The 24,054-nt window shown below is 72.6% G+C and carries 16 protein-coding genes; 6 read left to right on the top strand and 10 right to left on the bottom strand.

The annotated features are described in order from the left end of the window. Positions 1-32 precede the first annotated feature (32 nt). Complete coding sequence (locus AC07B0_RS17485; RefSeq protein WP_478898542.1) at positions 33-1,421, top strand: serine/threonine-protein kinase; 1,389 nt, start codon at positions 33-35, stop codon at positions 1,419-1,421. A 70-nt stretch (positions 1,422-1,491) separates the two neighbouring features. Here AC07B0_RS17485 and aceE read toward each other — a convergent pair whose 3' ends face one another. The 5 genes from aceE to AC07B0_RS17460 form a co-directional block, all read right to left on the bottom strand. After that, on the bottom strand, positions 1,492-4,176 hold the full coding sequence (gene aceE, locus AC07B0_RS17480; protein WP_469379934.1) for a pyruvate dehydrogenase (acetyl-transferring), homodimeric type: 2,685 nt from the start codon (positions 4,174-4,176) through the stop codon (positions 1,492-1,494). A gap of 318 nt (positions 4,177-4,494) precedes the next feature. Further along, complete coding sequence (locus AC07B0_RS17475; RefSeq protein WP_356883254.1) at positions 4,495-5,118, bottom strand: GntR family transcriptional regulator; 624 nt, start codon at positions 5,116-5,118, stop codon at positions 4,495-4,497. A 185-nt stretch (positions 5,119-5,303) separates the two neighbouring features. Further along, positions 5,304-7,100, bottom strand: coding sequence for a 2-oxoglutarate dehydrogenase, E2 component, dihydrolipoamide succinyltransferase (gene sucB, locus AC07B0_RS17470; RefSeq protein WP_478898541.1), 1,797 nt, complete (start codon positions 7,098-7,100; stop codon positions 5,304-5,306). A gap of 53 nt (positions 7,101-7,153) precedes the next feature. After that, a complete protein-coding gene (lpdA, locus tag AC07B0_RS17465; RefSeq protein ID WP_356883220.1) occupies positions 7,154-8,542 on the bottom strand; it encodes a dihydrolipoyl dehydrogenase in 1,389 nt (462 codons plus the stop codon). Between the two features lie 310 nt (positions 8,543-8,852). Next, positions 8,853-10,382: a leucyl aminopeptidase gene (locus AC07B0_RS17460; protein ID WP_356883218.1), complete on the bottom strand. Its 1,530-nt coding sequence runs from the start codon at positions 10,380-10,382 to the stop codon at positions 8,853-8,855. Between the two features lie 359 nt (positions 10,383-10,741). Between AC07B0_RS17460 and AC07B0_RS17455 the strand changes: the two genes are divergently transcribed. The 5 genes from AC07B0_RS17455 (at position 10,742) to AC07B0_RS17435 (ending at position 17,510) form a co-directional block, all read left to right on the top strand. After that, positions 10,742-12,772: a hypothetical protein gene (locus tag AC07B0_RS17455; RefSeq protein ID WP_469379939.1), complete on the top strand. Its 2,031-nt coding sequence runs from the start codon at positions 10,742-10,744 to the stop codon at positions 12,770-12,772. Between the two features lie 112 nt (positions 12,773-12,884). Next, positions 12,885-14,399, top strand: coding sequence for a GT4 family glycosyltransferase PelF (pelF, locus tag AC07B0_RS17450; protein WP_356883214.1), 1,515 nt, complete (start codon positions 12,885-12,887; stop codon positions 14,397-14,399). Continuing rightward, positions 14,396-15,997 carry a hypothetical protein gene (locus tag AC07B0_RS17445; protein ID WP_467290992.1) on the top strand — a complete coding sequence of 534 codons (1,602 nt, stop codon included), beginning with the start codon at positions 14,396-14,398 and terminating at the stop codon, positions 15,995-15,997. The genes pelF and AC07B0_RS17445 overlap by 4 nt, the downstream gene beginning before the upstream one ends. Positions 15,998-16,059: 62 nt before the next feature. Then, positions 16,060-16,710 (top strand): spherulation-specific family 4 protein, encoded by a 651-nt coding sequence (locus AC07B0_RS17440; RefSeq protein WP_356883252.1) that lies wholly within the window; start codon positions 16,060-16,062, stop codon positions 16,708-16,710. After that, positions 16,707-17,510, top strand: a complete 804-nt coding sequence (locus tag AC07B0_RS17435; protein ID WP_356883210.1) for an endo alpha-1,4 polygalactosaminidase — start codon at positions 16,707-16,709, stop codon at positions 17,508-17,510. The genes AC07B0_RS17440 and AC07B0_RS17435 overlap by 4 nt, the downstream gene beginning before the upstream one ends. Before the next feature lie 193 nt (positions 17,511-17,703). Here AC07B0_RS17435 and AC07B0_RS17430 read toward each other — a convergent pair whose 3' ends face one another. The 5 genes from AC07B0_RS17430 to AC07B0_RS17410 all read right to left on the bottom strand — a co-directional run bounded on the left by AC07B0_RS17430 (position 17,704) and on the right by AC07B0_RS17410 (position 23,999). After that, complete coding sequence (locus AC07B0_RS17430; protein ID WP_356883694.1) at positions 17,704-18,879, bottom strand: sensor histidine kinase; 1,176 nt, start codon at positions 18,877-18,879, stop codon at positions 17,704-17,706. A gap of 81 nt (positions 18,880-18,960) precedes the next feature. Beyond that, on the bottom strand, positions 18,961-19,695 hold the full coding sequence (locus AC07B0_RS17425; RefSeq protein WP_356883692.1) for a hypothetical protein: 735 nt from the start codon (positions 19,693-19,695) through the stop codon (positions 18,961-18,963). Next, the gene (locus AC07B0_RS17420) at positions 19,692-21,575 is read right to left on the bottom strand and encodes a phosphatidylglycerol lysyltransferase domain-containing protein (protein ID WP_478898540.1); all 1,884 of its coding nucleotides are present in this window, start codon (positions 21,573-21,575) and stop codon (positions 19,692-19,694) included. Before AC07B0_RS17420 ends, AC07B0_RS17425 begins: the two co-directional genes overlap by 4 nt. Positions 21,576-21,655: 80 nt before the next feature. Next, positions 21,656-22,720, bottom strand: a complete 1,065-nt coding sequence (cobT, locus tag AC07B0_RS17415; RefSeq protein WP_467290999.1) for a nicotinate-nucleotide--dimethylbenzimidazole phosphoribosyltransferase — start codon at positions 22,718-22,720, stop codon at positions 21,656-21,658. A gap of 73 nt (positions 22,721-22,793) precedes the next feature. Then, complete coding sequence (locus AC07B0_RS17410) at positions 22,794-23,999, bottom strand: bifunctional adenosylcobinamide kinase/adenosylcobinamide-phosphate guanylyltransferase (RefSeq protein ID WP_478898539.1); 1,206 nt, start codon at positions 23,997-23,999, stop codon at positions 22,794-22,796. Positions 24,000-24,054: the final 55 nt, after the last annotated feature.

The raw sequence follows: 24,054 nt of genomic DNA, 5'->3' as shown, positions 1-24,054 counted from the left end.
GGACCACGGACGTCGAATTCGGGGAGGCCCGGATGCGGGGGGAGATGCTCGATGGCCGGTACCGGCTCGAAGGCCGGCTCGGCAACGGGGGCATGGGTGAGGTGTGGAGCGCCTGGGACGAACGGATGGGGCGGCCGGTCGCGGCCAAGCTGGTCGCTCCCGTACCCGCCGCTCACGGCATGGACTCCGGGCAGGTAGAAAGCCGGTTCATGGCCGAGGTGCGCTCGGCCGGGAACCTCCCGCACCGGCACACCGTGACCGTGCACGACTGCGGCGAGGCCGAGATCGGGGGCCGGCGCACCCTCTACATGGTGATGGAACGCCTCGACGGCCGGACCCTGGCCGAGGTGTTCCGTCAATCGGGACGCGTCCCCTGGTACCGGCTGGTCGACTGGGCCGGACAGATCGCCTCCGCCCTGGCCGCCGCGCACGCCCGGGGCGTGGTCCACCGCGACATCAAGCCCTCCAACGTGATGCTCGCCGAGGACGGGGTCGTCAAGGTCCTCGACTTCGGCATCGCCAAGTTCCTCGGCGAGACCCTGTACCGGGAGGGCCGGACGGCGACCGGGACCCCCGTGGGCACCCCCGAGTACATGTCCCCGGAACAGGCGCGCGGCGAACGCGACGTCGACCGGCGCAGCGACCTCTACTCGCTGGGCTGCCTGATGTACCACGGGCTGACGGGCGCACCCCCGTTCCGCGCCGACAGCCAGCTCGCCGTACTGCACCGGCAGATCTCGGAGGAGCCCGCGCCCCTGGCCCCCCAGGTGCGCGGCCTGCCCGAGGAACTCGACGCCCTGGTGCGGAACCTGCTGACCAAGGACGCGGGGCACCGGCCGGCCGACGCCCGCCTGGTGCTCGCGGCGCTCCGCCGCGTCCCGGGCATCGCCGGCAAGCAGCACTTCGCGTGGTCCGACGAGGGCCGGCGGGCGGTCGAGCTGATCGACGAGGCCCGGGCCATGGCGGAAGCGGTGCGCCGGTCGGCGGCCGAGGACTCCGAACAACTGCTGAGGGAGGCCGGGCGGACGGCGCACCTGCTCCAGGCCGGGGCCGCGGAGCAGCTGGCCTCGGCCCGGGCCGAGGCCGAGGCGGTCCGCCGGGACCTCGCCGAGCTGGAGGCCCGCCGCCGGGAGGTGGCCGACGCCCTCGCCGGACTCGGAGACCTGCTGACCGACGGCCGGGCGGCGGCCTTCGAGCCGTACGCCACCTGGCGCGAGCCCCGGCCCGGGTCCTCCGCCGGCAGGCGCCCGGCCGCGCGCACCCCGGCCCCGCCCCCGTCTCCCGACGCCCCGGCAGGCGCGGTGCGCACTCCGGTTCCGCCCCCGCCGGGGGTACCGCCCGGCACCGTGCCCCCGGAACGGGCGGCGCCGGCGACCACGACGCCGGGCCCCGCCGGGCCCGGCGGGAAACCCGGACGCTGAGGCCCCACGACGCCGCGAGGCGGCCCCTCCCCGAAGGGACGGGCCGCCTCGCGGACGGACGCGCGGGGGCTCAGAGGCCGTAGCGCTCCCGGGCCTCCTTGACGGAGGACGCCGGTACCTCGCCGCGGCGGGCGAGCTGGGCCAGCGCGGCCACGACGATCGACTGGGCGTCGACGCCGAAGTGGCGGCGGGCACCCTCACGGGTGTCGGACAGACCGAAGCCGTCCGTACCCAGCGACGTGTAGTCCTGCTCCACCCACTGGCTGATCTGGTCCGGGACCTGACGCATCCAGTCGGAGACGGCCAGCACCGGGCCCTGGGCGCCTTCCAGCGCGCGGGTGACGTACGGGGTGCGGACCTCGCCGCGCAGCAGCGCCTCGTCGCACTCCAGCGCGTCGCGCCGCAGCTCGCCCCAGGAGGTGGCGGACCAGACGTCGGCGGACACGTTCCACTCGGCGGCGAGGAGCTTCTGCGCCTCCAGCACCCAGTGGATCGCCGTGCCGGAGGCCATCAGCTGGACCTTCGGGGCGTCGGCGGCCGGAGCCGCCTCCGCCAGGTCCGCCGCCGTGTTGAAGCGGTACAGGCCCTTGATGATGCCTTCCTCGACGCCCTCGGGCATCGCGGGCTGCACCTTCGGCTCGTTGTAGACCGTCAGGTAGTAGAAGACGTCTTCCGGCTTCTCGCCGTACATCCGGCGCAGACCGTCCTTGACGATCACCGCGATCTCGTACGCGAACGCCGGGTCGTAGTTCAGCGACGCCGGGTTCGTGGACGCGATCAGGTGCGAGTGGCCGTCCGCGTGCTGGAGGCCCTCACCGGTCAGCGTGGTGCGGCCGGCGGTGGCACCGACGATGAAGCCCTTGCCGAGCTGGTCGGCGAGCTGCCACATCTGGTCGGCGGTGCGCTGCCAGCCGAACATCGAGTAGAAGATGTAGAAGGGGATCATCGGCTCGCCGTGCGTCGCGTACGACGTGCAGGCGGCGATGAAGTCGGCCATGGCGCCGGCCTCGGTGATCCCCTCGTTGAGGATCTGGCCGTCCTTGGCTTCCTTGTAGTACATGAGCTGGTCACGGTCGACCGGCTCGTACGTCTGGCCCAGCGGCGAGTAGATGCCGGCCGACGGGAAGAGGGACTCCATGCCGAAGGTGCGGGCCTCGTCGGGGACGATCGGCACCCAGCGCTTGCCGGTCTCCTTGTCCCGCATCAGGTCCTTGACGAGGCGGACGAAGGCCATGGTGGTGGCCATCTCCTGCTTGCCGGAACCCTTGAGCAGCGGGGCGAAGGAACGGTCGGCCGGGGCCGGCAGGGCGACCTGCTTGACCTTGCGGGCCGGGGCGGGGCCGCCGAGGGCCGCGCGGCGCTCGTTCAGGTACCGGACCTCGGGGCTGTTCGCACCGGGGTGGCCGTAGGGCACGACGCCGTCGGCGAAGGCGCTGTCCGGGATCGGGAGGCCAAGGAGGTCACGCATGTCCTTGAACTCGTCGATCGTCAGCTTCTTCATCTGGTGGTTCGCGTTCTTCGACTCGAACCCGGCACCCAGCGTGTAGCCCTTGACGGTCTGCGCGAGGATGACCGTCGGCGCGCCCTTGTGCTCCAGGGCGGCCTTGTACGCGGCGTAGACCTTGCGGGGCTCGTGGCCGCCGCGGGAGCTGTGGAAGCACTCCGCGATCTTGGCGTCGGAGAGCACGGCGGCCAGCCGCACGAGCTCGGCGTCGGCGCCGAAGAAGTGCTGGCGGATGTAGGCCACGTCGCGGGTCGCGTACGTCTGGAACTGCGCGTCCGGTACCTCGCGCAGGCGGCGTACCAGGGCGCCCGTGGTGTCGAGCTGGAACAGCTCGTCCCAGGCGGAGCCCCACAGCGACTTGATGACGTTCCAGCCGGCGCCGCGGAACTGGGCTTCCAGCTCCTGGACCACGCGGAAGTTGGCGCGGACCGGACCGTCGAGGCGCTGCAGGTTGCAGTTGATGACGAAGGTCAGGTTGTCGAGCTGCTCGCGGGAGGCGAGGGCCAGGGCGGCGGTCGACTCGGGCTCGTCCATCTCGCCGTCGCCCAGGAAGGCCCAGACGTGCGAGTTGGCGGTGTCCTTGATGCTCCGGTTCTGCAGGTAGCGGTTGAAGCGCGCCTGGTAGATCGCGGAGAGCGGGCCGAGGCCCATGGACACCGTCGGGAACTCCCACAGCCACGGCAGGCGCCGCGGGTGCGGGTAGGACGGCAGGCCGTTGCCGCCGGACTCCTGGCGGAAGTTGTCGAGCTGCTGCTCGGAGATCCGGCCGTCGAGGAAGGCGCGGGCGTAGATGCCGGGGGAGGCGTGGCCCTGGATGTAGAGCTGGTCGCCCGATCCGTCGGCCTCCTTCCCGCGGAAGAAGTGCTGGAAGCCGGTCTCGTACAGCCACGCGGCGGAGGCGAAGGTGGCGATGTGGCCGCCGACGCCGTACTTGGAGCCGCGGGTCACCATGGCGGCCGCGTTCCAGCGGTTCCAGGCGGTGATCTTGGCTTCCATCTCCATGTCACCGGGGAACTCGGGCTCCGCGGCGGTGGGGATGGTGTTGACGTAGTCCGTCTCCAGCAGCTTCGGCAGGGCGAGGCCGGCGGCCTCGGCGTGCTGGAGCGTGCGGCGGAGCAGGTATTCGGCGCGGCGCGTACCGGCGGCCTTGGCGACGGCGTCGAGGGAGGCCGCCCATTCGGCGGTCTCCTCGGTGTCGCGGTCCGGGAGCTGGTCGAGCTCGCTCGGAAGCTTTCCTACGGGGTCGGACATCGGTGTGCGCCGCCTTCCGGACAAAGGAGAGGAGGTGGTGAAGAAACACCCTGACGGGCAGGACAGGGTCGACGGACCCGGGTGGGGTCCGCGTTGACTGTAAAGCGCTGATCGATGATCGATCAAATAAAAGTGACGAATAAATGTCACTACGACAAAAGTCGGCACCCGGTGCCAGGGCCGGAGGCACGCCGTGCCGGTGGTGAGAGTGCACGACACGGCGCTGGCGGACCCCTGGAGATCCCCTCGAAACCGCAGGTCAGACGGGGTGCGGCCAGTGCGCCGCAGAGTGCACCGGCAGGGCTCGGCGGGAGGTGCTCAGGCGCGCGGGGCGCAGCCGAGGACGTGCCGCTTCACGAGCAGTCCGATGTCCGGATCCTGGCTGCGGAAGGCCGCCACGAGGGCTTCGTGCTCCTCGGCGTAGGACTTCTGGACCGTTCCCAGCCACCGGATGGACAGGGCCGTGAACACCTCGATGCCCAGGGACTCCCAGGTGTGCAGCAGCACGCTGTTCCCGGCGGCCCGCACCATCTCCCGGTGGAAGCCCACGGTGTGCCGGACCTGCGCGGTGCCGTCCTCGGTGCGGTCGGCCTCCCACAGGGCCGCCACGTGCGGTTCCAGGGCCGTGCAGTCGGCCGCCAGCCGGGGCGCCGCCAGTTCGGCGGCGATCTGCTCCAGGCCGGCCCGGACCGGGTAGATCTCCTCCAGGTCCGCCGCGGACAGGTTCCTTACGCGGACGCCCTTGTTCGGCGCCGACTCGATCAGGCGCAGCGTCTCCAGCTCGCGCAGGGCCTCGCGCACGGGCGTCTGGCTGACCTCCAGCTCGACGGCGATGCGGCGCTCGACGATGCGCTCGCCGGGCTTCCAGCGCCCGCTGACGATCCCCTCCACGATGTGCTCGCGGATCTGCTCGCGCAGCGAGTGCACGACGGGTGGGGTGATCATCGGCGCTTCAACTCCTGTGGGGGACACGCGGGGCCTGATGCCGTAGACAATACGGCGGTCGTGGCCTGCTGCGATGCGTTCCTGGCGGGTGACCCTTGGTGAGGCTCGTTACAACGCCGAAGCCCCCGCCCGGACGAATCCGGGCGGGGGCCTCGTAAGCGGATCTTCAGGTCGGACGGACCTTAGAGGCCGAGCTCGACCTCGAACTCGCCGGCCTCGAGGATCGCCTTGACGGCCGAGAGGTACCGGGCCGCGTCCGCGCCGTCCACCAGACGGTGGTCGTAGGACAGGGTCAGGTACGTCATGTCGCGGATGCCGATGTTGGTGCCCTCGGCGGTCTCGATGACCACCGGGCGCTTGACCGTGGCACCGATGCCCAGGATGGCGACCTGGTTCGGGGGCACGATCACCGTGTCGAACAGCGCACCGCGCGAGCCGGTGTTGCTGATGGTGAAGGTCGCGCCCGACAGCTCGTCCGGCGTGATCTTGTTGCCGCGGACCTTGGCGGCCAGGTCGGCGGTCGCCTTGGAGATGCCCGCCAGGTTGAGGTCACCGGCACCCTTGATGACCGGGGTCATCAGGCCCTTCTCGGAGTCCACGGCGATGCCGATGTTCTCCGAGTCGAAGTAGGTGATGGTGCCCTCGTCCTCGTTGATCCGGGCGTTGACGACCGCGTGGGCCTTCAGCGCCTGGGCCGCGGCCTTGACGAAGAACGGCATCGGGGACAGCTTGACGCCCTCACGGGCGAGGAAGCCGGCCTTGGCCTTCTCGCGCAGCTTCATGATCTTGGTGATGTCCACCTCGACCACGGAGCTGAGCTGCGCCTGCGAGTGCAGGGCCTTCATCATGTTGTCGCCGATGACCTTGCGCATGCGGGTCATCTTGACCGTCTGACCGCGCAGCTCGGACACCGCGGCGGCCGGAGCCTTGGCGGCGGGAGCGGCAGCGGCGGCCGGCGCCGGAGCGGCGGCAGCGGCCTTGGCGGCCTCGGCGGCGGCCAGGACGTCCTGCTTGCGGATGCGGCCACCGACACCGGTGCCCGAGACCGTCGACAGGTTGACGCCGGACTCCGAGGCGAGCTTGCGCACCAGCGGGGTCACGTACGCACCCTCGTCGCCGGCCGGAGCGGCGGCGGCGGGGGCGGCGGGGGCGGCCGGGGCCACCGGAGCCGGAGCGGCCACGGGAGCCGGGGCTGCGGCCGGAGCCGGAGCCGCGACCGGGGCGGCGGCGGCCGGAGCGGCCACGGCCGGAGCCGGAGCGGCAGCGGCGGGAGCGGCCGCGGGGGCCGGAGCGGCGGCGGCCGGGGCAGCCTCGGCCGGAGCCGGGGCGGCAGTGGCGGGGGCGGCCGCCGGAGCGGCACCGGCGACGCCGATGACGGCCAGACGGGCGCCGACCTCGGCGGTCTCGTCCTCGGCGACCAGGATCTCCAGCAGGGTGCCGGAGACCGGTGCGGGGATCTCGGTGTCGACCTTGTCGGTCGAGACCTCGAGCAGCGGCTCGTCGGCCTCGACGGACTCGCCGACCTCCTTCAGCCAGCGGGTGACGGTGCCCTCGGTGACGGACTCGCCCAGCGCGGGCAGCACGACATCGGTGCCGGACGCGGCCGGAGCGGCCTCGGCGGCGGGGGCCTCGGCGGCCGGAGCCGGGGCCGCGGGGGCCTCGGCGGCGGGGGCGGCCGGAGCCTCGGCGGCAGGGGCGGCCGGGGTCTCGGCGGCGGCCGGAGCCGCAGCCGGGGCGCCGGAGCCGTCGTCGATGACGGCCAGCTCGGCGCCGACCTCGACGGTCTCGTCCTCGGCGACCTTGATGGAAGCCAGGATGCCGGAGACGGGCGACGGGATCTCGGTGTCGACCTTGTCGGTCGAGACCTCGAGCAGCGGCTCGTCGGCCTCGACGCGCTCGCCCTCGGCCTTCAGCCAGCGGGTGACAGTGCCCTCGGTGACGCTCTCACCGAGCGCCGGAAGGGTTACGGAAACCGACATGGTTTCAGTTGCTCCTAACGAAAGTGCGGAAGTGGTCGTCGCGCCCGTGACGATTAGTCGTGTGCGTGAAGCGGCTTGCCGGCCAGGGCCAGGTGGGCCTCGCCGAGCGCTTCGTTCTGGGTCGGGTGCGCGTGGATGAGCTGCGCGACCTCGGCCGGCAGGGCTTCCCAGTTGTAGATCAGCTGGGCTTCGCCGACCTGCTCGCCCATCCGGTCACCGACCATGTGGACGCCGACCACGGCACCGTCCTTGACCTGGACGAGCTTGATCTCGCCCGCGGTCTTCAGGATCTTGCTCTTGCCGTTGCCCGCGAGGTTGTACTTCAGGGCCACGACCTTGTCCGCACCGTAGATCTCCTTGGCCTTGGCCTCGGTGATGCCGACGGAAGCGACCTCGGGGTGGCAGTACGTGACGCGCGGCACGCCGTCGTAGTCGATCGGCACGGCCTTGAGGCCGGCCAGGCGCTCCGCGACGAGGATGCCCTCGGCGAAGCCGACGTGCGCGAGCTGGAGGGTGGGGACGAGGTCACCGACGGCCGAGATGGTCGGCACGTTGGTGCGCATGTACTCGTCGACCAGGACGTAGCCGCGGTCCATCGCGACGCCCTGCTCCTCGTAGCCGAGGCCCTGGGAGACCGGACCGCGGCCGATGGCGACCAGCAGCACCTCGGCTTCGAAGGTCTTGCCGTCGGCGAGCGTGACGCGGACGCCGGACTCCGTGTACTCGGCCTTCTCGAAGAAGGTGCCGAGGTTGAACTTGATGCCGCGCTTGCGGAACGCGCGCTCGAGGATCTTCGAGCTGTTCTCGTCCTCGACCGGGACGAGGTGCTTGAGGCCCTCGATGACGGTCACGTCGGTGCCGAAGGACTTCCACGCCGAGGCGAACTCGACGCCGATGACGCCGCCGCCCAGGATGATCGCGGACTCGGGCACGCGGTCCAGGACCAGCGCGTGGTCCGAGGAGATGATGCGGTTGCCGTCGATGTCGAGACCCGGCAGGGACTTCGGCACGGAGCCGGTCGCCAGGAGCACGTGCCGGCCCTGGATCCGCTGGCCGTTCACGTCGACGGAAGTCGGGGAGGAGAGGCGGCCCTCACCCTCGATGTAGGTCACCTTGCGGGAGGCGACCAGCCCCTGCAGGCCCTTGTACAGGCCGGAGATGACATCGTCCTTGTACTTGTGCACACCCGCGATGTCGATGCCCTCGAAAGAGGCCTTGACACCGAACTGTCCGGCTTCGCGCGCCTGGTCCGCGATCTCACCGGCGTGCAGCAGAGCCTTCGTGGGGATGCAGCCGTTGTGCAGGCAGGTGCCGCCGAGCTTGTTCTTCTCGATCAGCGCAACGTCGAGACCCAGCTGGGATGCGCGGAGCGCCGCGGCGTAACCGCCACTGCCACCGCCGAGGATCACTAGGTCGAAAACGGTGCTGGCGTCGTTCGCCACGTCACGTCCTCCATGCATGTGCGCCGGGCACCGGTCCTCTGTGACCGGGCGGCGGCTGGTAATCGGCCGCTTGTTTCTTCGGCCCTGTGGTGGGGGCCCTGTCCTGCCGAGAACCCATCTTCGCATTTGTCGGGGGAACGCGGGACGCCGGGCCCCCGGGGTGGACCGTCGTTCTGCCCGAAGTAACGGTTACCCGTGCGTAGAAAGCTACTGATCCTCGACGTTTATTCCAGAGCGGGTGCGCCCCGGGACCTCGGTCGGGTCCCGGGGCGCACCCCCGCCCACCTGGGGCGTCCCAGGGGGCGGGACGTCAGCCCAGGTCGCCGGTGGCGGTGCGCTCGGCCAGACGCACCAGGGTGCGCACGGCCGAGCCGGTGCCGCCCTTGGGGGTGTAGCCGTACGGGGCGCCCTCGTGGAAGGCGGGACCGGCGATGTCGAGGTGGGCCCAGGTGATGCCCTCGCCGACGAACTCCTGGAGGAAGAGGCCGGCCACCAGACCGCCACCCATCCGGACGCCCATGTTGGCGATGTCGGCGGTGGGGGAGTCCATGGTCTTGCGCAGGTCCTCGGGGAGCGGCATCGGCCAGGAGGCCTCGCCGACCTCCTCCGCGATCTCGTGGATCGAGGTGCGGAAGGCGTCGTCGTTCGCCATGATCCCGAAGGTGCGGTCGCCCAGCGCCAGCACCATGGCGCCGGTCAGGGTCGCGACGTCGACGATCGCGTCCGGGGTCTCCTCGGAGGCCTTGGTCAGGGCGTCGCCCAGGACCAGGCGGCCCTCGGCGTCCGTGTTGAGGACCTCGACGGTCTTGCCGCTGTACATGCGCAGCACGTCGCCGGGCTTGGTGGCGGAGCCGGAGGGCATGTTCTCGGCGAGTGCGAGCCAGCCGGTCACGTTGACCTGGAGGCCCAGCTTCGCGGCCGCGACGACGGCGGCGAACACGGCGGCTGCGCCGGCCATGTCGCACTTCATCGTCTCGTTGTGGCCGGCCGGCTTCAGGGAGATGCCGCCCGAGTCGTAGGTGATGCCCTTGCCGACGTAGGCGAGGGTCTTCTCCGCCTTGGGGTGGGTGTAGGTCAGCTTGACCAGGCGCGGCGGGTTCTCGGAGCCCTTGCCGACGCCCATGATGCCGCCGTAGCCGCCCTTGACGAGGGCCTTCTCGTCCAGGATCTGGACCTTGATGCCGTTCTCCTTCGCGGTCGCGGAGGCGACGGCGGCGAAGGCCTCGGGGGTGAGGTCGTTCGGCGGGGTGTTGATCAGGTCGCGGGCGATGTTGACCTCGGCCGCCACGACGCTCGCGCGCTCGGCCGCGGCCTTGTGGTCCTTGTCGCGCGGCTTGGCGCCGAGCAGGGTCACCTCGGCGAGGGGCTGCTTGGGGCCGGAGTTCTTGGCGCCCTTCTTCTCGCCGCCCTGGTAGGCGGTGAAGGCGTACGCGCCCAGCAGCGCGCCCTCGGCCACGGCGGTGACGGCGGAGGCGTCGTCCAGGGGCAGCGCGAAGGCCGCCTTCTTGGCGCCGTGCAGGGCGCGGGCGGCGGCGCCGGCGGCGCGGCGCAGGGCCTCCTCGTCGAAGGACTCGTCCTGCTCGGGCACGGGGCCCAGACCGACCGCCAGCACGACCGGGACCTTGAGGCCGGCCGGGGCGGGCAGCTTGGTGGTCTCGCCTTCGGCGCCCGAGGCACCGAGCGCGTCCAGAACGGCGGCGAGCTTTCCGTCGAACGCCTTGTCCACGGCCTCGGCGCCGGCGGCCACGACGGGGCCCTTGGGGCCCTTCGCCACGCCGACCACGAGGGCGTCGGCGCGCAGCGTCGCCGCGCCGGCAGTGCTGAGAGTCAGAGCAGTCACGGTGGTGAAGTCTCGCTTCCGTTTTATGTATGTGGTCGCTGCGGTCACGTCGGGGTCGCCGGCCGCTCCGCAGCGATCGTATTCCGGGCCCGACGGCCGCCGGAAACGAGCCTACGCGCAGCCACTCGTCCGTACGCCACTCGAAGGTTTGGCAAGTTGTTCGATCAAGAGGGCATCAGGTTCACCCATCTGTGGCCTCTGTTCCAGGTTTGCCCTTTAGACCTGACGAGGTCCGAGAGACTCGAGCCACTCTCGCAAGGGGACGCGGGGTTCCTTTGCATGATTTTCCACAGAGCCTCCCGGGCCCGGCCGACCGCCAAGGGCCGCGCCGAGGGACGCCTGCGGGGGGAAAGGCCGAAATGGTCAACAAGAACCGGATGAACAGGGTTGCCGCCGCGATGGCGGCCGCGGCCCTGATGTCCGTGGCAGTACCCGCCGCGACCGCTCAGGCGGCCGTGACGCCGCGCGTCGACCTGAAGGTGCTCGTCGTCGACGACGGCGGCAGCTCGGTCGAGGCGATCACCGCGGAGCTCCGGGACACCGGAGTGCCGTACACGCGTGTCGACCTGGGCAGCACCACGCGCCCGGTCATCAACGCCGCCTTCCTGAGCGACACCGTCGACGGGCGGCCGCGGGCCAAGTACCAGGGGGTCGTGCTGCCGAACGAGAACCCGTTCCCCGCGGGCTCGGCCGAGATGGCGGCGCTCACCTCGTACGAGACGACGTACGGGATCCGCCAGGTCGACGCCTACACCTGGGCCCACCCCGGGGTCGGCCTGGAGTACACGGACAACGGCGGCTACGGCGGCCAGCTCGACGGCACCCAGGCCGCCGTCACCGCCGCCGGGAAGGCGGGGCCCTTCGGCTACCTCGGGGGTCAGGTGGCCTTCGAGGACAATTCGAGCCTGATCCTGGAGAGCTACGGCTTCATGGGCAAGCCGAGGGCCGGCTACACGAGCCTCCTCGACGCCCCCGTCCCGAACGGGTCCGGACGGGCCTCGCTCGTCGGCGAGTACACGCACGACGGGCGCAGCGAGCTGGTCGTCACCTTCGGCTACAACCAGCACCAGCAGCAGTACCGGCTGCTGGCCCGGGGCATCGTCGACTGGCTGACGCAGGGGGTGCACCTCGGCCAGAGCCGCAACTACTTCGCCGTCCACGTCGACGACGTGTTCGCGCCGGACGCCCGCTGGAACAAGGACCTGAACTGCACCCCGGGCGACTACGCCTGCGCGGGCGGCGAGGGCCAGGAGTCCACGATCCGGATGACCGCGGCCGACGCCCAGTACGCGGCGCAGTGGCAGACGTCCAAGAACTTCAAGCTGGACATGCTGTTCAACGCGGGCGCCGGGGAGGAGTGGAAGGCGGAGAACGGCGGGGTCGACGCGATGACCGCGCAGCTGGTCGCCGACCGGGCCAAGTACCGCTGGATGAACCACACCTACACGCACCCGTTCCTCGGCTGCGTGCAGGACGTCACCACCGTCCCGTGGACCTGCACGAAGAACGCCCAGGGCGCGATCAACTGGATGAGCCGGGCCGAGATCTCCGCGCAGATCCGCGACAACAACAACTGGGCCGCCTCCAAGGGCATCACCCTCGACCGCACCGAACTCGTCACCGGCGAGCACTCGGGCCTCAAGACCGCCCCGCAGCAGCCCCAGGACAACCCCAACCTGGCCGGCGCGCTCGCGGACAACGGCGTGAAGTGGGCCGGCAGCGACAACTCCCGCGAACCGGCACAGCGGGCCGTCGGCGCCGCCCTGACCGTCCCGCGCCACCCGATGAACGTGTACTACAACACGGGCACCAACGCGGAGATGGCCGACGAGTACAACTGGATCTACACCAGCCGGGCCCACGGCGGCAGCGGCGCGTGCGAGGACAACCCGGGCACCTCGACCTGCCTGCCCGCCCCGCTGGACGTCAGCACCGGCTACCTGGACTACGTCGTCCCGCAGGAAGCCCGCACCGCCCTGCGGCACGTCCTGGCCAACGACCCGCGTCCGCACTACGTCCACCAGTCGAACCTGGCCGAGGACCGGACCCTCTACCCGGTGGTCAACCGGGTCCTCGACACCTACCGGGCGCTCTACGCGCCGAGCGCCCCGATCGTCAACCAGAGCATGAAGGACACCGGCGTCGAACTCAGCCGCCGCGCGGCCTGGGACAAGGCCGTGGCCGAGAACAAGGTCACCGCGTACCGCATCGGCAAGGACGTCACGGTCAAGGCGCCCTCCGGCGTCGTCGCCCCGGTGACCGCGCCCAACGGGACGAAGAAGCAACTCCTGCTCGGCACCGCGGACTTCGGCACCGCGTACGCCGGCAACCGATCGGCCTGGGCGGCTCCCGAGCTGCTCCAGTCGGCGGTCACGCTCAAGCTCCTCTGACCTGCGGGCCGTACCGTCCGGCCCGAGCAAGCCGCCACTCGTTCCACCTAGCGCCGGCGCACCGCGAACCCACGGGCGCCGGCCCCTTTTCCGTCCTGGGGGGACACACCGCATGAGCCATGGGCGCCATGTCACCATGCTCACCGAAGGCACCTATCCGCACGTCCACGGGGGCGTCAGCACCTGGTGCGACCAACTCGTCCGGGGCATGCCGGAGGTCGACTTCAACGTCATAGCCCTGACCGGCTCCGGACGCGAGCCGGTCACCTGGGACCTCCCGCGCAACGTCTACCGGCACACGGCCGTCCCCCTCTGGGGTCCGGCACCGTCCCGGACCCGCCGGTCCGCACTGCGCGGCAGGGCCCACCGCCGCTTCACCGAAACCTACGAGGGCTTCCTGCTCTCCCTGATCGACCCCCTCCACGGAGGGTTCTCCGAGGCCCTCGGCGAACTGGCCGAGCTGGCCCGGGCCGGACGCCTCGCCCCGGCCCTGCGCTCCGAATCGGTCCTGCGCCTGCTGATGAACGTGTGGACCCGGCCCGGACTCGTCACCGCCGAGGCCGAACCCACCATCCACGACGCGCTCACCGCCACCGACCTGCTGGAACACGCCCTGCGCCCGCTGTCCGTGCGCATCCCGCCCGACAGCGTCGCCCACGCGGTCAGCAGCGGCCTCGCCACCCTCCCCGCCCTCGCCGCCAAACGCCTCGACGGGGTGCCCTTCCTGCTCACCGAGCACGGCATCTACCTCCGCGAGCGCTACCTCGGCTACCGCACCGCCGAACAGCGCTGGCCAGTCAAGGCCCTCATGCTCGGCTTCTACCGCGAGCTGAACACCGAGGGCTACCGGCAGGCCGACCTGATCACCCCGTGCAACCAGTACAACCGCCGCTGGGAAGAGCGCGGAGGCGCCGACTCCGAACGGATCCGCACCGTCTACAACGGCGTCGACCCGCACGCCTTCCCCGAGGCCGGTCCCGAACCCGAGGTGCCCACCCTCAGCTGGTGCGGCCGCATCGACCCCATCAAGGACCTCGAAACCCTCATCCGGGCCTACGCGTTCATGCGCGAGGAACTGCCCGCCCTGCGGCTGCGCCTCTTCGGCCCGGTCCCGGCCGGCTGCGAGGAGTACCGGCTGCGCCTGGAGGAGCTCGGCGCCGAACTCGGCGTGAGCGACGGGATCACCTACGAGGGCCGCATCGAGGAGGTCGCGCGGGCCTACGCGGCCGGCAGCGTCGTGATGCTGTCCAGCATCAGCGAGGGCTTCCCCTTCAGCATCATCGAGGCCATGTCCTGCGGCCGCACCACGGTCTCCACCGACGTCGGGGGAGTGCGCGAGGCCGTCGGCGACACCGGACTCGTCGTCCCGCCCCGGGAACCGGAGACCATGGCCCGCGCCACCCTCGCCCTGCTGCGCGACGACGAACGCCGCGCCGAACTGGGCCGGCTGTCCCGCAAGCGCGTCGTCGAGAAGTTCACCCTCCACCAGTCCGTGGACGGCTTCCGGCACATCTACCGGGAACTCGCCGGCCAGCCCGTCCTGCCCGTCCACGCGGGCGACACCTGGACGCAGCGGCTCGCCGACCCCTGGTACAAGGAACTCGCGGCCGACGGGAGCCTGTGGTGAGCGGATCCCTCTGGCTCAAACCGCCCGGCCCCGAAGGGACCTGGGTACCCGTGGGCCACGGCTCCCCGGGCGGCCGCCGCGCACCGCGGCCGTCCGGCTCCGCCGACGGCACCCTGCCGGCGATCCCCCGGCCGCGCCGGGGGGCGCCCGCCGCCGACCCGATGGACGAACTCGCCGAACGGCTCGACCCGTTCATCTCGGCGGCCGTCCACCCCGACGAGATCGCCGCGATCCTTGAATCCGACGGCATGACCGACGAGTACATCCGGCTCACCTACGGCCGCCACGACTCCTTCGGGCTCGCCGAGGAGCTCTACGCCCGGGTGCCCCGCTCCTTCCCGGAGCCCGAACGCGTCCCCGACCCATGGAAGGTGTCCCTCACCGCCTGCCTGCTCCGCGGGGTGATCTTCGCCCTGCCCGGTCTGGCCTACGTGCTCGGCGCGCCCCTGCTCGACGGCCCCCCGGACCGCCTCGGGCTGCCGGCGGGCACCCTGACCCTGCTCGCCGGGGCCCTCATCGGCTGGGTCTGGGACCAGACCCTGTCCCACCGGGCCTACTCCTGGCTCGGCCTCGGGGACCGGGCCGCCGCCGGGCGCACCCTCCTCGTCGGAGCCCCCGCCGGGGCCCTCCTCGGTACCGCCGCCGCGCTGACCGTGCCCGGCGGGCCGCCGTTCTCGTACGCCTTCGCCGCCGGCCAGGCCCTGTACGTCGGGGCGGCCACGGTCCTGCTGGTCCTCGGCCGGGAACGGGTGCTCCTCGCCGCGCTCGGCCCGATGGCCGCCGGGGCCGTCCTCGCCCTGTTCCTCGACCTGCCCGTGCCCCTGCGGGTCACCCTGCTGGTCGTGTCCCTGCTGGCCGCCTGCTTCCTGGCCGTACGGGAACTGCCGCTGGCGGGCGGCCTGCGGGCCGCCGCCCGCCGGGTCCGCGGCTGGACGCGGCACCGCCCGGGCGAACGCGGCCCCGTGCGCTGGCAGATGCTGCGCGGCGCCGAGGAGGAGTACACCCGGCGCGGCCCCCGCATCGGGGACTCCGTCCCGTACGGGGTGTTCGGCCTCGGCACCGGCCTGCTGGTGCTGTACGCCGCACTCGGCGAGGTCCTCGCCGGGGGCCCCGCCGAGGCGGTCGCCGCCCCCTCGGCGGTGGCCCTCACCCTCAGCATGGGCCCCGCCGAATGGCTCCTGCACCGGTTCCGCAGCGGCAGCCTCGCCGGGCTGCGCGCGGCCCGCTCCCCGCACGCCTTCCGGCGCCGGATGCTCACCACGCTGGCCCGCTGCCTGGCCTCCTACCTGGTGGTGCTGCTGGCCCTCGGCGTCACCGGAACCCTGCTGTGGCCCGACGCCCCCGGTCTGACGGGCGTACGCGTCGCGACCCTGCTCCTCCTCGGCGCCGTGATGTGGACCGGCCTGCTCCTGCAGTCCTTCGGGGCGGTCCGGCCCGCCGCCGTGGTCTGCGCCTCGGCGGCCGTCGCCCAGAGCCTGGCGCTGCTGACCGGCCTCGGACAGCCCCGGCTCGTCCAGCTCGTGGTCGCCGGGACCGCCGCCGCGGCCCTGGCCGTCCTTGTCTGCCTGCTCCTCGGCCGTGCGACGGCCCACCGGTGAGCGCCGCCCGCGACGCCCACGCCTTCGGCGGCCCGGCCCGCCCGTACGAGAAGAAGGACCCCATGCTGCTGGTGCCCCTGTACGAGCACCCCGCCGACCGCCCCGACGAGTGGGAGCGGCTCATCCGCTCCGCGGGCCGGCTGCACTCGGTGGTGCTCAACCCCGACAGCGGGCCGGGCCGGGCCCGCGACGAACGGTTCGCCGCCGTCGCCGACCGCCTGCGCGACGCCGGGGTGCCCGTCCTCGGGTACGCCGACACCGACTACGGGCGGCGCCCGCACGCGGCCGTCGTCCAGGACCTGCTCCGGCACCGCGACTGGTACGCCACCGACGGGGCCTTCCTCGACCAGGCCGCCGCCGACCCGGAACTCCTGCCGCACTACACGCGGCTCGCCGTCGCCGCCCGCGCCGCCGGGGCCCGTACGCTCGTACTGAACCACGGCGTCCACCCGCACCCCGGGTACGCCGGGCTCGCCGACCTGCTCGTCACCTTCGAGGGCCCCTGGGACGCCTACCGGGACGCGGCCACCGCCCCGCCCTGGACCGCCGACCACCCCGCACAGCGCTTCTGCCACCTCGTGTACGCCGTTCCCCCGGACGCCCCCGCCGCCGAACTCGCGGCGCAGCGCCGGGCCGGAGTGCACTGCGCGGTCCCCGGCACGGGCGCGCACCCGTGGGGAACCCTCCCGTACGCCCTGGAGGCGGCCGGATGAAGCGTTTCGCCGTCCTGCTGGTCACGGCGCTGCTCCTGCTCACCGCGTGCAGCGCCGAACCGGACGACGACCCGGGGCCCGGCCCGGACCCGGCGCCGGGGGAACGCTGGCAGCCCAGACCCGGCACGGCCTGGCAGTGGCAGCTCAGCGGGAAGCTCGACACCTCCGTCGACGTGCCCGTCTACGACGTCGACGGGTTCACCACGACGAAGGACCAGGTGGCCCGGCTCAAGAAGGACGGCCGGCGCACCATCTGCTACCTGTCCACCGGTGCCTGGGAGGACTTCCGTCCCGACGCCGGCGACTTCCCGGAGTCGATGCTCGGCAAGGGCAACGGCTGGGAGGGCGAACGCTGGCTCGACATCCGCCGCCTCGCCGAGCTCGAACCGCTCGTCGCCAAACGGTTCGACATGTGCCGGGACAAGGGCTTCGACGCCGTGGAACCCGACAACATGGACGCCTACCGCAACGCCTCCGGCTTCCCCCTCACCGCCGACGACCAGCTGAAGTACAACCGGCTGATCGCCCGCCTCGCCCACGACCGGGGGCTCGCCGTAGGCCTCAAGAACGACCTCGACCAGATCCCTCAGCTGGTCGGCGACTTCGACTTCGCGGTCAACGAGCAGTGCGCCGAGTACCGCGAGTGCGAGCGGCTGACACCTTTCATCGAGGCCGGCAAGGCCGTCTTCCACGTCGAGTACGAACTCCCCGCGGACCGTTTCTGCGAGGGCACGCGCGCGCTCAAGCTCAGCTCCCTGGAGAAGAAGTACGAACTGGGGGCCTGGCGGAAGGAGTGCTAGGGCCTGTCGTCAAACTCCCGTCTGCCCCGCGACGCCTGGCACGCGCTCTCGCCGCACCGGGCGAAAGCCAAGTACGTCCAGTACGCGGGCTTCCGCCCGGCGCACCGAGAGCACGCACCAGACGCCGCAGGGCCGCCCTCCGGGCGACGACGGGAGTTTGACGACAGGCCCTAGTGCCGTGACCGGGCCGGGGTCAGGTCGGCAGGATCGCGTGGACGCGGTAGCCGCCGCCGAAGCGCGGGCCGGCGAAGCAGGAGCCGCCCAGGGCGCCCGTCCGTTCGCGCATGCCGAGCAGGCCGTGGCCGCCGTTCGGATCGGACGGCTCCGGCGACGGGTCCGCGCCGTCACCCCCGTCGTCCAGCACGGTCACCTCCACCGAGGCGCCGACCCGCACCACGCTGACCTCGGCCCTGGCTCCCGGGCCCGCGTGCTTGCGCACGTTGGTCAGCGCCTCCTGGATCACCCGGTACGCCGCCAGGTCCACGGCGGAGGGCAGGGCCGCCCGCTCCCGCCCCAGCTCCACGAACACCTCCACCGGCAGCCCGGCGTGCCGGAAGGTGTCCAGCAGCTCGTCCAGTACGGCCAGTCCGGGGGCCGGTTCGGTCGGAGCCTCCGGGTCGCCGGACTGCCGCAGCAGCCCGACCGTGGCGCGCAGTTCGTTCAGCGCGGACCGGCTCGCGTCCCGTACGTGGGCGAGGGCCTCCTTCGCCTGGTCGGGGCGCTTGTCCATGACGTGCGCCGCCACCCCCGCCTGCACGTTGACCAGGGCGATGTGGTGGGCCACCACGTCGTGGAGGTCCCGGGCGATGCGCAGCCGCTCCTCCGCGACCCGCCGCCGCGCCTCCTCCTCCCGGGTCCGTTCGGCCCGTTCGGCCCGCTCCCGGATCGCGTCGACGAAGGCCCGGCGGCTGCGCACCGCGTCCCCGGCGGCCGCGGCCATCCCGGTCCAGGCGAAGATGCCGAGGTTCTCCTGCGCGTACCAGGGCAGCGGTCCGGCCAGCATGGCCACGCCCGTCAGCCCGGCCATGGTGAGCAGGCCGATCCGCCAGGTCGTGGGCCGGTCGGTGCGGGCCGCCACGGTGTACAGGGCGATCACCGTGCACATGGCGACGGGCGCCCTCGGCTCGCCGGTCGTCAGCTCCAGCAGGGACAGCCCGCAGGTGACGGCGAGTACGGCGCGCGGCCGTCGGCGCCGCAGCACCAGGGCCGCCGCGCCGAGGACCATCAGCAGCAGGGAGAACGGATCCGGGGCGCGGGTCCCGAAGGTGGGCCCGTGCGGTCCGTGCGGATCGGCGAAGGACCCGACGACCATGGCCACGAGCGCCCCGAACGCGAGCACCGCGTCGGTGGCCAGCGGATGGGCGCGCATCCACTGGCGGGTGGGGGCGAACGGCCCGAGGTCTGTGCTCACGCGGATACGGTACGGGCTCCCGCGCGCGGCGCGTACGGCTCAGGCGGGCCGCGGGGGAGGGGGCGGCGGAGGCCGTCGCCCGAGGGGGGTCCGGGAGCGGACCGGCCCCCATTTCGCGCGGACCGCGCACAGGGCCATGACGGCGGCGATGGCCGCCAGGTGTTCCTTGCCGGCGAGGTTGTTCTTGAACAGCACCTCGGCGATCATCACCACGATCACCAGGGCCCCGGTGAGGTAGGCCCGGTAGCGCCAGCACACGTAGATGGCCAGGCCCACCACCGCCGCCGAGGGCCCGGTGTCGTTGACGATCCGGTCGGACTCCGGCAGGCCGAGGGGATGGTCGGGGCCCACGGAGAGGCCGATCCGGGCGTAGGTGGTCCCGGCGAGGGTGGCGACGTAGCCGATCAGCAGGGTCCGCCACCAGCCGATGCAGATCTCGGAGATCCCGAAGACCAGCAGGATCTGCGCGAGCGCCCCCCACACCGGCAGGTCCAGCGCGGGGACGAACAGCGACAGCGGCGTGCGCAGGAGGGCCAGCCACAGCGGGTCGGCGGCCTTGACCGAGCCGAGGTTCTGGACCGGCTGGAAGCCCCAGGACGTGTTCTGCACGATCTGGAAGGCGGAGGTCAGGCAGACGGCGCCGATCGTCATCGGGACCGCCCGCCACGAGTCGCGGACGAGGGCGTCCCGGACCGTCCGGAACAGGGGGCCCCACTCCCGGCGGGCGAACCGTCGTAGCGGGGCCTTCGTCCGGGTCGTCGTCCGAGCCGTCAACGAATCGTCTCCAGATGTCTGCGGTGCAGCCACTTCGGCAGGCCGGGCGCCTCCAGGAAGCCCTCGGCCCGGCCCGCCGCGATACCGATCCGCAACAGGTCGGAACTCTTCTCGAAGAGCATGAACCGCGGTTCCCAGATGGGCCGGTATTTGGCGTTGGCCCGGTAGAGGGACTCGATCTGCCACCAACGGGAGAAGAAACTCAGCAGCGAGCGCCACATGCGCAGCACCGGACCCGCTCCGAGCCTCGATCCCCGCTCGAAGACGGAACGGAACATCGCGAAGTTCAGTGAGACCTGTGTGACCCCGATCTCCCTGGAGCGTTCCAGGAGTTCGATGACCATGAACTCCATCAGGCCGTTCTCGGAATCCCGGTCACGGCGCATCAGGTCGAGGGAGAGCCCCTTGGGGCCCCACGGCACGAAGGACAGTACGGCGCGCAGGTCGCCGTTCCCGTCGGTGCACTCCAGCATCACGCACTGGCCGTCGTCAGGATCGCCCAGCCGGCCCAGCGCCATGGAGAAGCCGCGTTCGGTCGCGCCGTCGCGCCAGTCGTCGGCGCGCTCCAGGAGGACGGCCATCTCGTCGGCCGGGATGTCGGCGTGGCGGCGGATCCGGACGGTGTACCCGGCCCGCTTGACGCGGTTGTAGGCCTGGCGGACCGTGCGCATGGCCCGGCCCTCCAGCGTGAACTCGGCGGTTTCCACGATGGCCTCGTCGCCGAGTTCCAGCGCGTCCAGGCCGTGCCGGGCGTAGATCTGCCCGGCCTCCTCGCTCGCGCCCATCACGGCCGGAACCCAGCCGTGCTCGCGGGCCTCCGCCAGCCACGGCTCGATCGCGCCGGGCCAGGCCTCGGGGTCGCCGATGGGGTCGCCGGAGGCGAGCGAGACCCCGCCGACGACCCGGTAGGTGACGGCGGCCTTGCCCGTCGGGGACCAGATGACGGACTTCTCGCGGCGCAGCGCGAAGTAGCCGAGCGAGTCCCGGTCGCCCTGCCGGGCGAGCAGGGCCCGCAGCCGCTCCTCGTCGTCGGCGGTGAGCGGGTCGACGGCGCGGCGCGAACGGAAGGCCGCGAACAGCACCGCGAGGAGCAGCAGCATCGACATCACGTTGACGAAGACGTCCACCCAGGCGGGCGTGGTGATCGCGTTGTACGCCTTGTCGTCGGGCGCCAGGGTGATCAGCCGCATCACGCCGTACCGCCAGCGGGCCAGGAACGTCGCGTCGGCGCGGTCGGCGTCGGTGTTGGTCGCGCCGACGAGCAGGGCGGCGACCAGCGAGGTGACGAGCAGGCCGACGGCGCCCACGGCGGTCGCCAGCTTGGGGTTGGAGCGGTCGCCCTTGGCGTAGAACTCGTGGCGGCCCAGCAGCAGGGCGCCGACGAAGGCCGCGGTCAGGGCGAGCGAGAACCAGTTCTGCGCGTGGTCGCGGAACTCCGGGTAGCAGAAGTCGAGTTCGCCGCCGGTGCAGGGGGCGAAGGCGGCGACCGCGAACGCCAGCAGCAGCATTCCGCTGACGACGAGGTTCAGGATCCAGGCGGCCCGCTTGCGGCGGCCCATCGTCACCGCCAGCAGCAGCGAGAACAGCCCGGAGGCGAAGCCCGCGGTGAGCAGGTACGGGGTGTAGAAGTCGGCGGTGTTGTGCCGGCGCAGGTCCTGCCCGAGCGAAAGCCACACCGCGCTCAGGAAGTTGACGAAGGTGACGGTTCTCAGGTACCAGACCGCGAAGCCCGCGGCACGCCGCGAACGCGTGCTCCCCCTGCGGGTCTCCGGCCTCCCGGCGGGGTCGCCGCCGGTTTCCCTCCTGCCGTTGGAACCCTTGCCGGACGCCTGTGCGGGGCTCCGGTCGGTCTCTGCGCTGGTCAAGCGGACCTCTCCCATGAAAAGCGATGATATGGGGCATCGCTGTCCACGGACGGTCCGGGCGCCGCGGACTGGTCGGGTCCGTGGCGCCCGTCGCCTCACTCCACCGGCTGTTCCACCACCCGCTCCGGGAGGTCCGCCGCGAGCGCGGCAGCCGCCTGGACCAGGGGGAGCGCCAGCAATGCCCCGGTTCCTTCTCCCACAGTGACGCCGTGGTCGAGCACAGGGTTGAGTGCCATCCGGTCCAGTGCCTTCGCCTGGCCCGGTTCGCCGCTGGCCTGGCCCGCCAGCCACCAGTCCGGGGCACGGAACGCCGCCCGCTGGGCCACGAGCCCGCACGCCGCCGAGACGACCCCGTCGAGGATGACGGGCGTACGGCGCACCGCGCACTGGAGGAGGAACCCGGTGATCGCGGCGACGTCCGCGCCGCCGACCGCCGCCAGCAGCGCCACCTGGTCGCCGAGGACCGGCCGGGCCCGGCGCAGCGCGTCGCGGATCGCCGCGCACTTGCGCATCCAGGTCAGGTCGTCGATCGGCACCCCGCCGCGGCCGGTGACCACGGAGGCGTCCGTACCGCAGAGCGCGGCGACGAGGGTGGCGGCCACCGTGGTGCCGCCGACGCTCAGGTCCCCGAGCACGACCAGGTCCGTACCGGAGTCGGCCTCCTCGTCGGCGATGCGGATGCCGAGCTCAAGGGCGGCGCGGGCCTCCTCCGCCGTCAGCGCGTCCTCCCGGTCGATCCGCCCGCTCCCGCGCCGTACGCGGTGGCGCACCACGTCCTCGGGCAGCAGCTCCGGATCGCAGTCCAGCCCCGCGTCCACGATCCGTACGGTGGCACCGAGCCGCCCGGCCAGGATGGACACCGGGCTGTTCCCGTCGAGGACGGAGCGCACCAGCTCGTGGGCGGTGCCCGCGGCCCGCGCGGAGACCCCCTCGGCGGCGATCCCGTGGTCGGCGGCGAACAGCACGACGCGCGGCCGTCCGATCGGCCGGACCGGGACCCGGCCCTGCGCGGCGGCGAGCCACTCGGCGAGGTCGTCGAGCCGGCCCAGCGCGCCGGGCGGCACCGCCAGCCGCTCACGGCGATCCTCGGCGTCACGCCGGACGCCCCCGTCGGGGCGCTCGATCAGATCGGAGAAGTCGTCGAGATTCAGCGTGGTCATCTGCCAGAGCGTACAGCCGGTGAGGCCCTGCCCAAGCCCCCTGGGAGGGGGTCGGCGGGCCCGTCCGCGACGGCTACTCCTTGAGCACCGACACCTGTCCCGCGACCACCAGCAGCACGTGCTCGCACTCCCCGGCCACCGCGTTGTTCAGCCGCCCCAGCTCGTCCCGGAAGCGGCGTCCCGACGCCGTCGCGGGGACCACCCCGGAACCCACCTCGTTGCTCACCAGCACCACCGGACGGCGCGTCGCGCGGACCGCGGCCACCAGGTCGGCGACCCGCTCGCGCAGCTCCTTCTGCCCGCCCGCCGCCCACACCGCGTCGTCCCAGGCCCCGGCCCGGTCCATGGCGTCGGTCAGCCACAGCGACAGGCAGTCGATCAGCAGCGCCGGCCCGGCCTCCTCCAGCAGCGGCACCAGCTCGCAGGTCTCCACCGTCCGCCAGCTCGCCGGCCGCCGCTCACGGTGCAGGCCGACCCGCTGCGCCCATTCCGCGTCACCGTCGCGGGTACCGCCCGTGGCGACGTAGACCACCTCCGGGTAGGCCGCCAGCCGCCGCTCCGCCTCGAAGGACTTGCCCGAACGGGCCCCGCCCAGCACCAGCGTCCGGCGCGGCACGTCCGGCACCGCGTGGTACTCGCCGGCCACCACCGTGGTCCCGTCCGGCACCGCCCGCGCCCCGGCCGCCGCGCACCGCCGCTCCAGCTCCCGGCCCGGCGGGGTGTCGTGGTCCAGGTGCACGGCGATCACGTCGGTGGCCGGGCCGACCGCGCCGCTCGCCCGCAGCCGTGCCAGCGCCTCCGGCCGGCCGAGCACGTCCGCGAGGACCATGTCGTACGCGCGCTGCGCCGACGTCCCGTTCGTGCCGGCCGGGGCCCCGCCCGGGGGGAGGTACAGCAGCCGGCTGCCGTCGGGGCCCGTGACCTCGTAGCCGGTGCCCGGCGCGTCCATCGGCACGGCCCGCACCCGGTGCCCGCTGATCACCGACAGCTCCCGCCCGTCCGGGACCCGCCCCGCGGCCGGCAGGCCCGGCGGCAGCTCGACGGCCGGCCCGTCGTGCGGATGGGTCAGGAGGACCTGCCGTACGCCGGCCAGCGAATGCCCGGCGCGGGCACCGGCCAGCACCGCCCCCGGGGTCAGGTCGAGCAGCAGCGCCCCGTCCACGAGTACGGCCGTCGCGGCGCGGGACCGGGTGCCCACGGAGACCGCGCAGGCGGCGCAGGGACAGCCGGGGCGGGGCAGTCCTTCGGGTGTACCGGTGCCGAGCAGAGTGAGTTCCACACGGAGATCCTCCCGCGTCGCCGGGACTGGTGCGCGCCCGGTTACTCTGCGGGCA

This window comes from Streptomyces sp. NPDC044704 (genome assembly GCF_056433525.1).
The sequence above is the reverse complement of the archived record's forward strand: the minus strand, read 5'-3'. Positions and strand labels throughout refer to the sequence as shown.

What these genes read in the sequence shown, in the direction of transcription:
- AC07B0_RS17485 (WP_478898542.1), top strand. Translation starts at nt 33, where the DNA reads ATGCGGGGGGAGATGCTCGATGGCCGGTACCGGCTCGAAGGCCGGCTC.
- aceE (WP_469379934.1), bottom strand. Translation starts at nt 4,176, where the DNA reads ATGTCCGACCCCGTAGGAAAGCTTCCGAGCGAGCTCGACCAGCTCCCG.
- sucB (WP_478898541.1), bottom strand. Translation starts at nt 7,100, where the DNA reads ATGTCGGTTTCCGTAACCCTTCCGGCGCTCGGTGAGAGCGTCACCGAG.
- AC07B0_RS17455 (WP_469379939.1), top strand. Translation starts at nt 10,742, where the DNA reads ATGGTCAACAAGAACCGGATGAACAGGGTTGCCGCCGCGATGGCGGCC.
- pelF (WP_356883214.1), top strand. Translation starts at nt 12,885, where the DNA reads ATGAGCCATGGGCGCCATGTCACCATGCTCACCGAAGGCACCTATCCG.
- AC07B0_RS17440 (WP_356883252.1), top strand. Translation starts at nt 16,060, where the DNA reads ATGCTGCTGGTGCCCCTGTACGAGCACCCCGCCGACCGCCCCGACGAG.
- AC07B0_RS17435 (WP_356883210.1), top strand. Translation starts at nt 16,707, where the DNA reads ATGAAGCGTTTCGCCGTCCTGCTGGTCACGGCGCTGCTCCTGCTCACC.
- AC07B0_RS17430 (WP_356883694.1), bottom strand. Translation starts at nt 18,879, where the DNA reads ATGCGCGCCCATCCGCTGGCCACCGACGCGGTGCTCGCGTTCGGGGCG.
- AC07B0_RS17420 (WP_478898540.1), bottom strand. Translation starts at nt 21,575, where the DNA reads ATGGGAGAGGTCCGCTTGACCAGCGCAGAGACCGACCGGAGCCCCGCA.
- cobT (WP_467290999.1), bottom strand. Translation starts at nt 22,720, where the DNA reads ATGACCACGCTGAATCTCGACGACTTCTCCGATCTGATCGAGCGCCCC.